The organism is Synechococcales cyanobacterium T60_A2020_003, assembly GCA_015272205.1.
Taxonomy (GTDB): domain Bacteria; phylum Cyanobacteriota; class Cyanobacteriia; order RECH01; family RECH01; genus JACYMB01.
The window spans coordinates 1-9,901 of sequence record JACYMB010000170.1; the positions used below are offsets into that span (position 1 = coordinate 1).

At 51.3% G+C, this 9,901-nt stretch carries 5 protein-coding genes; 1 reads left to right on the forward strand and 4 read right to left on the reverse strand.

Annotated elements, in window-relative coordinates; translation table 11 throughout:
* On the reverse strand, positions 1-811 hold an 811-nt coding region (locus tag IGR76_09035), incomplete at its 3' end, for a basic amino acid ABC transporter substrate-binding protein (protein ID MBF2078651.1).
* Between the two features lie 301 nt (positions 812-1,112).
* On the opposite strand from IGR76_09035, the gene IGR76_09040 reads away from it, so the two are divergent.
* Positions 1,113-1,874 (forward strand): amino acid ABC transporter ATP-binding protein, encoded by a 762-nt coding sequence (locus IGR76_09040; protein MBF2078652.1) that lies wholly within the window; start codon positions 1,113-1,115, stop codon positions 1,872-1,874.
* A gap of 17 nt (positions 1,875-1,891) precedes the next feature.
* On the opposite strand, the gene IGR76_09045 is transcribed toward IGR76_09040, so the two are convergent.
* The 3 genes from IGR76_09045 to IGR76_09055 form a co-directional block, all read right to left on the reverse strand.
* Complete coding sequence (locus IGR76_09045; GenBank protein MBF2078653.1) at positions 1,892-4,954, reverse strand: UPF0182 family protein; 3,063 nt, start codon at positions 4,952-4,954, stop codon at positions 1,892-1,894.
* Between the two features lie 168 nt (positions 4,955-5,122).
* Positions 5,123-6,412: a glutamyl-tRNA reductase gene (locus IGR76_09050; protein MBF2078654.1), complete on the reverse strand. Its 1,290-nt coding sequence runs from the start codon at positions 6,410-6,412 to the stop codon at positions 5,123-5,125.
* A 308-nt stretch (positions 6,413-6,720) separates the two neighbouring features.
* Positions 6,721-9,513, reverse strand: a complete 2,793-nt coding sequence (locus IGR76_09055) for an AAA-like domain-containing protein (protein MBF2078655.1) — start codon at positions 9,511-9,513, stop codon at positions 6,721-6,723.
* Between the last annotated feature and the right edge of the window lie 388 nt (positions 9,514-9,901).

Consider the following 9,901-nt stretch of genomic DNA (forward strand, 5'->3'; position numbering starts at 1 on the left):
AACTTGCTCTTTTTTGATTCTGATACCCCGTCCGCTTGCGGCGGGGTAGTTCATTGATGGTGGTTAACCCTTCGTTGATGAGAGCAACATTCTCCGAGTCTTTGGGAATCGCAATTCCATAAAATTCTTCGGTCAAAAGCTCACCCGTTACCTTGAGTCCAGTCAGCCCTCCTTCCTTAATCGCGTAGAGGGTTACAGGGGCATCGTTGATAACCGCATCCACATTGCCGTTGGAGAGTTCTTGCAGGGCGAGGGGCGCAGAGTCAAAGGTTCGGACTTCGGCTCCCGGAATCTCATTCGCCTTCGAGGCTCCAGTGGTGCCAATTTGAGCCGCAATCCGCTTCCCTTCCAAGCTTTCGAGAGAGGTCACATCCGTTGTCGAGTCTTGGACGGCGATCGCCAATCCAGCCTTAAAGTAGGGACGCGAGAAGGAAACGGTTTCCGCCCGCTCAGGGGTAATCGTCATGGCGCTAATGGCTGCGTCAATCGTCCCGGCCTGGAGGGCTGGGATAATGCCGTCAAAGGGCAAGCTTTCAAATTCGACGGTAAACCCCGCTGCCTCGCCAATTGCATTCATCAGATCAATATCAAATCCTTCGAGGGAGCCGTCGAACGCTTGGGACTCAAAGGGCGGAAAGGCAGGTTCCGTGGCGACAACCAGGGTCGTGTCCCCTGTAGCGGTATCTGTTGTGACCGTGGTGCTTTCTGTAGACGGCGCACCCCCACAAGCTCCCAAGACCAACGCACCAACAACACCCAAGGTCCCAGGTAGCCATTGTCGAATCAGTTGCGATCGCGTAAACAAAGTCATTCGATTAAAATCACTCCTCAATGAGTATCAATAATGATAGTCCCCCAATTGCTCGAAGTGCTGAGTAGGCAATCGGGGAGAGCATCAAGAGCAAATCGTTCAGGCATAGCTTTGATAGGAACGATCAGTGAACGAAATCATACCTCCAACATACCTGCAACCTCGAGATTAAACTGTATCCAGATGTATGTTCTAGGAACTTTTTCGCCAAATCAGGTAAGCTTGACGCATTCAGAATTGAGCAGAGCGATCGCCCCTTTCGGCTTCACCTGCCTCGGATTACCGATTAAAACAGCGCATTATGGAATCCTCCAGTCCGATTATCGTGTTTGAAAACCTTCAGAAAAACTTTGGGGAGCTGCAAGTCCTTAAGGGCATCAGCGGTTACATCAACTCCGGAGAAGTGATTGCCATTATTGGATCCTCCGGCTGTGGCAAAAGTACGCTGCTGCGCTGCTTCAACCGCTTGGAGAAAATTAACGGTGGACGTCTGATTGTCGATGGGATTGACCTATCCCACCCCAAATTACCCGACACAACGCTGCGAAAGCTACGGGCAGAAGTGGGCATGGTGTTTCAGCAGTTCAATCTGTTTCCCCACATGACTGTGGTTCAGAATCTAACCCTCGCACCCCGCAAAGTGCAGAACGTTCCTGACCGCGAGGCCACCGATCGGGCACGGTTTTATCTTGAAAAAGTAGGGCTATCCGAAAAGGCCGAGAGTTATCCAGAGCAGCTTTCGGGAGGACAAAAGCAGCGGGTGGCGATCGCTCGTTCCCTCTGCATGACGCCGAAAGTGATGCTGTTTGACGAACCGACGAGCGCCCTCGATCCCGAATTGGTGGGCGAAGTGCTGATGGTGATGCAGCAGTTGGCGGAAGAAGGCATGACGATGGCGATCGTGACCCACGAAATGCAGTTTGCGCGGGAAGTTGCCCATCGCGTACTGTTTCTAAACCAGGGCTATGTGGAAGAGACAGGCTCTGCCCGTGAAGTGTTGACCCATCCCCAGAGCGATCGCCTCAAAGCCTTCCTCAGCCGCATGAGTTTTGCCGCCGCCTAAGCCAGCCCCCTAGCCCCCTACTCTACGGGTTCAGCATCTGGAGCAATATCCGGTGAAACGCCGCCATTGGGTTCGGGGAGCGTCAGATCCGGTGGCGGAATGGATTCCTCAACGGTTCGGATGATGGGTGGAGATCCTTCGTCCGGTTGGAAAATGGCTCGCAGTGATTTCTCCAGCGTTTCTGCCATCACAATGCGGTTTTCATACACCACAATCACCCGCGCCAGCGTGGGCAATCGATTTTGCTCCGCCTCCAGGTACAGAGGCTCCACATACAGCAACGATTGCTCAATCGGAATCACCAACAGATTGCCCTGAATCGCCCGTGACCCCTGACGATTCCACAGGGAAATTTGCTCCGAAATACGCGGATCTTGGTTAATGCGGGCTTCAATCTGCTCTGGCCCAAATACCAACGTTTCCTTCGGAAAGCGATAGAGCAACATTCGGCCATAACGCAGTTCGCCACCACTGCCTGTAATCACGCTATCCGACCGAGCCGCCAACCAGGCAATCATGTTGTTGCGTTGGGAGGGCGTAAAAGGGCGCAGCAAGATGAATTCTTCCGATTTCTCTGTCGGTAGTTTCATAATCAGGTAGTAGGGTTCGACCTCCTGCTGCTCACTGCCGTAGATTTCATTGGGGGCACGCCACTGATCTTCCCGGTTGTAAAACACTTGCGGATCCGTCATGTGATAGATCATCAACTGCTGCGACTGCACCTGGAAAAAATCCTGAGGATAGCGAATGTGCGATCGCAGGGCAGGGGGCATTTCGCTCAGAGGCTTAAACGCGCCAGGAAATAACTCACTCCAAGCGTTGATCACCGGATCGGAATCATCCGCAATGTAAAACGTAACGCTGCCGTTGTAGGCATCCAGCACCACTTTGATCGAGTTGCGAATGTAGTTGAAGTCGCTCGCCAAAGGATCGGAGTAGGGGTAGCGATCGCTCGTAGTATAGGCATCCAGCACCCAGTAGAGATAATTTTGATCCGCTGCATTGTGCCCTGTATCTGCAACGACCAAATAGGGATCATGGTCATACCGGAGAAACGGGGCAATAGTGCGGATGCGGTCTTGAATCGTCCGGCGAAAGAGAACCCGCGTGTCCGGCGTAAAGGTATCGGTCAGCATCATTTTCCAATCCCGGAGGTATCGGGCAAACACAATCCGTCGCCAGAACGAGCCGATTTGGATCCCTCCCGAACCACTGTAGGTGTTGTAAACGTTATCGCTACCGCTGGGAAAATCTAGCTCTGGCTGGGTTGTTTTCACCATGACGTAGGTGTTGCTAAGTTCGCCATAGTAGAGGCGCGGCTCACCAATGGGAATACTGCGAGCCACCACCTCATCCGCCGGATTTGGCCCAATGTCTTTAATGAGATAGTCCGGTAGCCCTCCCGTAGCGGCTCGATTCACCGGACTAACCGTGAACCCATAGCCGTGAGTGTAGATTAAGTGTTCGTTGACCCAGGTTTGGGCATCAGTGGGTACCGCCGAATAATCCAGTTCCCGCGCCGCAATCAGGACTTGCTGTTGTTCAGTGGTGCCGTCATCTTGGATGAGCGTGTAGCGATCGATGTCGGCCTCTGGAAAGCGGTAATAGGGACGAAACTGCTGGAGCTGACGGTTTGTTTCCAGCAAGGGGCGCGTATCCCACAATCGAATATTCTTAACCGTCAGATCGTTATCCAGTAAGCTCTGGTAGGTGAGATTGCTCTGGGGAACGAAGGGTTCGGTATCAATGGCATCTAGCTTGAAGGCATTGCGGGTAAAGGCGATCGTGCGTTCTAAAAATGGGCGTTCTAGCGTCAATTCATTTGGCTGAACCACCAAGCGTTGTACGCTATAGGGCAGCACCGCAGTCCCTAAAACCAACGCCCAGAATCCGCCAAAGGTAATCAGGATCAGATGCCACGACGTAAGTTTGGAGGAAAGAGGACGCACGATGTGAGTGCGCCGGAGGGGGGTGCGCTTTTTCTCAGACGTTAGCCAACCATAGAGCAAAAACAGAATCGCTAGCGCCAATCCTCCCCAGGCAAAGAGGGTGTACATCGGCAACCGCACATAAACATCGGTGTAGCCTGCCCCAAAGGTTACCCCGTCCGATTGAAAGAGGAGTTGATAGCGTTTGAGCCAATAGCTCCAGGCGATCGCCCCCATCCACAAGCCTAAAAGATGACAGAGGTTTCGCTGTTGCGGGAGACTAAAGCCCGGAAATCGTCCATTGCTGAGGCTATTGCCGGACAGAAGATAAATCAGCACATTAGTCACTAAGGCTAGCGTTGTAATTCCTAGTGCCACCGACCCCAACAGCTCTAATAAGGGCAACCGGAAGACGTAAAAGCTAATGTTGTTGCCGAATAGCGGATCGGCCTTTTGAAAGGTTTGTGAGGTAAAGGCAATCAGCACCCGACTCCAGTATTCCGAAGAAATGGTCGCCAAGCTAATGCTGGTAAAAATCGCAATGCCGTGCAGCACAATCCAGGGAAAGAAGACGATCGCCCCACTTAGCCCTGCAATCCCCAGCCAAAACCAGGGCTTAATCCCAAAGGTTTGCAAGGTTTGACCCACCGCATCGATACTAAAGCGCACCGGAATTCTGGTTTGCTCATCGGTCACGCTCAGATTCATGGTCCAGTGCTCGATGGCGATCCGCCCGTGGTAGAGCAGCATCGTCCCAATTCCGACGCACAGCACGGTCGTCAGGGCCATTAGGGGCAAAAAGCGCATTGATCCGGGATAACGTCGCCAGGACTTTGACGAACTCGATAAAAGGGTGGACTCTGGTTTGGAAATATCGGGGGGATGAGCCGTTTGACGGGCGATCGCCAAATGTCGCCAGAGAAACCCGACGCTAATCCCAAACGTGAGTCCCCCCAAGAGTCCAATCGAAAGAAGCCGTGCTGCAAAAAAGGGGAGATACTGAACTTCCTGAAACCAGAGTCCTTCTGCAATCAGGATAATCATAAAATCCGTGAGGAAAACAGCCACAATCGCAATAACCAGCCACTTCAGGACATTAATCCTGAATTTGCGAGGTGTACGGTACTGAACAGAATACTTTTCACTCAGCATAACCAAACGACCGTTGTGGCGATTCTCCAAAGGCGGCACAAGCGTGCTCTGCTATCCAGCATACTTCGCCCTTAAAAAAGGCGCATTCTCTGTAACGAATGCGCCAAGGTCTAATTCAGAGTCTTTCACCTCAGGTCATGAGCAAGAGGCTATGTCTAAGGTTGTTTGCTAAACCGATTGGTTAGACACGGGTTCCAAATTGAACAGTACTTGCAGCGTTTGCATGGCTTGGCGACGGGCTTCAATATCTTGCTGTGCCCGCAGTTGCACCATCGGATCGTGCAGAATCTTGTTTACAATTCCGCGAGTGAGGGCTTCGATAATATCCTGATGCTTCTCACCAAACTCTGAACCCAAACGAGATAGGGCTTTTTCCAGCTCTTGTTCCCGAATGCTTTCAATTTTGTCTCGGAGACTGCTAATGGTGGATACCGTTTCGAGCGATCGCCACCAGGTCAAAAAGGCATCCACCTCTTCATCCAGAAGCACTTCCGCTTCCATGGCCATCTTGCGACGGCTCTCCTGGTTTTGGGCGACGACGGCTTTCAGGTCATCGACGTTAAACGTGTGAACCTGATGCAGTTCGTTCACGTCGGCGTCAACATTGCGGGGAACCGAGATATCAAACAGCATGAGCGATCGCCCTGCGGGTAGAATCGCCTCCACCCGTGCCCGGTTGATCAACGGCTCCGTAGATGCGGTCGCCGTAAAGGCCAAATCCGATGAGGCCAACACCGCATCCATATCGGCTAGAGTGTGCAGCTTTAGATCTGCATCTTTAAACTCTTTCGCCAGTTCTTCCGCACCCCGTAGGGAACGATTCACCACTGCAATATGGTTCGCTCCCTTAGATAGCAGGTGCTTCACCACCAGGCGAGACATCTTTCCGGCTCCGATCACGGCAATGCGGCGATCGTTCAGATCCTCCACCTTCATTTGCGCCAGTTCAACCGCCGCCGAACTAATGGATACGGCTCCCGTCCCAATGCTGGTTTCGGTGCGCACTCGCTTCCCTGCGGTAATCGCCTGTTTCAGCAGCTTATTCAAAATGCGTCCCGCACTGTTGTAATCCTGAGCCAGCTTATGGGTGTGCTTCACCTGAGACAAAATTTGCCCTTCCCCAAGCACTAAGCTGTCCAATCCAGCCGCTACGCGCATCAAATGCATCGCCGCATCTTGGTGCAACAGGATGAAAAGATGTTCGCGCAGATGGTGCATTGGAATCTTGCCGTAATCGGCTAAAAATTGTCCGACTTCGCGCACGCCCGGTTGAGCTTCGGTAGCCACAAAGTAAATCTCTAAACGGTTACAGGTGCTGAGAATCGCTACCTCTTCCACATGCGGATAGCTCAAAAGCTGAGCGACTACATTTTCTGCTTCGGCAGTGGGGATACTAAGTTTCTCACGGATTTCCACTGGAGCAGTTTTGTGGCTTAGACCCACAACGGCAATATTCATCGTTCCTCCCAAGTAGTTGTCACCAGTCCCGCTATGTCAATGGGCGCAGGTACAGTTTGTGATTAACTTTTCGTAATAAATTTTTGCTGAATCATTAAGTTCAACAATCAATCAAAAGTTTATCAAGTTGGGGGAACCGAAACCTATGAATTTGCGCCAATTCAGCCTGTGTTGACATAAATTTTTATGAACGATGGCGATCGCTCATTATCAAGATTGGGTTCACTCGATGTTTACAAAACCCGGATTCCAAATTTTGGTACGTAGCGGTTACGAATTTTATCTATAGATGGACGCACTAGTGAGGATCAGCGTAGGTTTTTGCGGATCGAGGTGAGGTTCAGATCGCTAAAATTGGTCGCGAAGGCCACATTCATATTTTCCAAAGACTTCACAAACCAGAGAATGTCATTCAAGGTTTGCGCTTCATAGTGGTTAAACAGGATAGAGAACCGTCTTTCCAAGTGAGGTTTGACCTTTTGGGACAGCATGGCAATCTTGAGGAGAAGCCCCATTGTCTGTGCTGGCCCCAGATTACTAATCAGGTCAATAAAGATATAGTGGCTGGGCTGTTGCGGACTGTCCACCACCAAAAAATTGAACAACTGGCTACAGGTACGAACCAGCAAGAAGTCATCCAGTTGACGGGACTCGCTGTCTGGAAAGATACTTTGGAGCCGCTGATGAAGGCGCTGATTAAACTGCCGACGACCGTACTCTGGCTCAATCGTAGAGGTCAGATACTCATACAAATCATCTTTGAAGGCTTTGTAGGATGACACATCCCTAATGTGACTTAGGAAGCTTTGCGCTAAGTCGCGGTAGGTGTAAGCACCATGGACGTTGCCGACAAAGTGCCGAACCGCCATATACAGTTCTCGGTCGGTCAGGAGGGTCGGGTTTTGGCTGGTTTGAATAATCTGGGATGCTCGGGTTTGCGACGTTTGCGCCGCAATTTGGGCACGGCTAACCAGTTGGGTCATGTATTGAACTAAGTTGGTCTCAAGCTGAGCCTGCCGCTGACTTTGGATGTATCGAATGGTTTGCTGATGCTCGAAGGAACTGTTCTGACTCAGCAAGTTATGGGAGTACAGATACGGATAGCGAATAATCATTTGCCCCAAGGGAGGATTGTCACGATTTGGATTGCCCATCAACACCCGGGCAATACGCTGGAGCGTCAGAAATTCTTCAGTGTCTCGAAACGCTTGAACCAAATTATGCAATCGGCGCTGTCCTGATGGTCGGAATCGAGAGGATTGTGCAGGTGCAGCGGGTGTTTCTTCGATCAGTTCAATGAGATCAATAATGGCGTCTTGCTGTCCCGGCATCATTTGCCATCGGTTGATCAAAATGTGACAGCAGCGATTCAAAATAAACTTAAACTCTCGCTCAGCACTTGCAGATCCAACGATCCGATCAAGCGCTTGGGCAACCGAGTCATCCGCATAATCCCGCCCAACGAAAAAGAGCTGCCGAAAACGACTGATTAATTCTTCCGGGGATTCTTGCTGCACCCAAAGCAAGAAGTGATCATACAAAATTTGATCATCGCTGCGATGCCCTTGATAGCTGAGTCGGGAAGCAGACGCCGAATTTTGCGTTTGCAAACTCTTAGCATTGGCATTGGTAAGATAAGGCTGAGTCTGGATAACGGTGGCTTCGGGGTCATCCATAGTTGGAGGCATATAGGCTTGAATCACCGTTGCCTCAGACTGGATTATCTGGGGGGAAGTTTGAATGATCGTTGCCTCAGATGCAATCTGGCGAACGTAGGGTTGGGGAATGGCAGACGCACTGGTACTCGCATCTAGACGTTTACACGCGGCAAAAAATTGCTGCTCAAGCCGTCCGAGCGATTTTCCCTCAATCCAGGCGATCGCCTGCTGCAAGGCATCCCCTGTAAGCAAGAAAGACTCATCGCCCTTTGAGGCGGCCCAATCCATGAGTGCGGTGTGGTACGGACATAAATGGTTTAGCTCACTATCCACCCACTGTTGGTTATAAATCGCAACGTATAGAGGATTCGCTGGCTGCAAAACGGATTGGGCGTTTCCGTTGCCTCGCTGTTGAGTCGCAATCCCGGCAAGCAGCAGTTCTCGATGATCAGGATTAGCGGGGTCAAAGGGAATGTGCCCGCGTTGCAGGAGCGTCCGGTAACTAGAAAGCAAGCGGCGTGGACTTTCTCCGAGCAGTAAGCGACCGCTAACGTTTTGCAGATGGGTTAGCTCGGCTGGGTTTTCCCAATTCCCAAAGAGGTGCGATCGCACCAATTCACCAATAAAAACGGCCTCAGCTCCCGCTGGTACAAATTCTGTAGACGCTTGTGCCAGCTCACATAACCGTTGCGTCCACAGGGGATGCCCATGGGTCCATGCCAGAATCTCGCGCATTAGCCTCTGGGGGTTGCCGATATTGTGCTCAAATCCACGAATGAGGGGCAGACACTCATGGAGTTGAAAGCCCTGGATCGGGATAGATCTGCCGATGATGAAGGGCGATCGCTGCTCATCGCGAATGAGTTGATTCGGTGTTGCAATCCCCAACACAACAACGTGAAGCTTTTGAGCCTCTGGAGCTTCCTGGTAGTGCTGATAATGGGCACGAATCTCAGCAAAAAAGTCATCTAAGCGCACCGGAAGGTTTAGAACTCCCTCAATCTGATCCATAAACAGGATGAGGGAGCCTTGAATCGCAGGTAACGCGACTTGTTCAATAAATTGGAAAAATCGCTGGACTGGAAACAGCGCTTTGCGATCGCTCCACCACTGGGGTAAGTTGACCGTGGGTAGAAGCTTCAGATCTGCAGCAATGCTCTGGGTGAGGCGCGCATACCACTGATCCGCCGTCGTCACCTGAGCACTAATACGCCGGATATCGACCGCAACACAGGTATAGCCAATGCGCTGCAATCGTCGCGCCGTCTGTTCCCGCAGACTCGATTTCCCCGTATCTTGCGCCCCTAAAACATAGCAAAATTGGCCTATTTTTAATCCTTCATAGAGTTCTTTATCTGCTAAGCGGTGAACATAGGTGGGGGAATCAGCCTGCAGAACCCCCCCCACTTGGTAAGGTATGGTTGAGCTTTGTGGGGTTGTCATAGAAAGGTCGCTAAGTGGAGATTTCAAAGGAACCCGGAGGAATTAAAACACGAGCATTGACGTGATCGCTTTGGCTTAATTAAAAGGATTCCCACGAATATCAACCAACTCACTACCCTGCCTAGAGAAGCACGATTCGAACCATAGACGCAAGCTGGCACTACTGAGTCACTAGACGCGAACTCTGCATGTTGAACTTCGAGAGCCGCACAACACGCGGCTCTCAGAGAAATCATGACTGATCGCGGCCAAACCCCAGAGATTGGATAGCGCTGATCACTCTGGACAGACATCTTCCCTGGATTCAGTAGAGCCTTTTTCAACCTGCTCCTTAGCTCGACTTTATCCAATCAGGCGGCATGGCAGAGTAACTCGGTCCAGGTGTCGA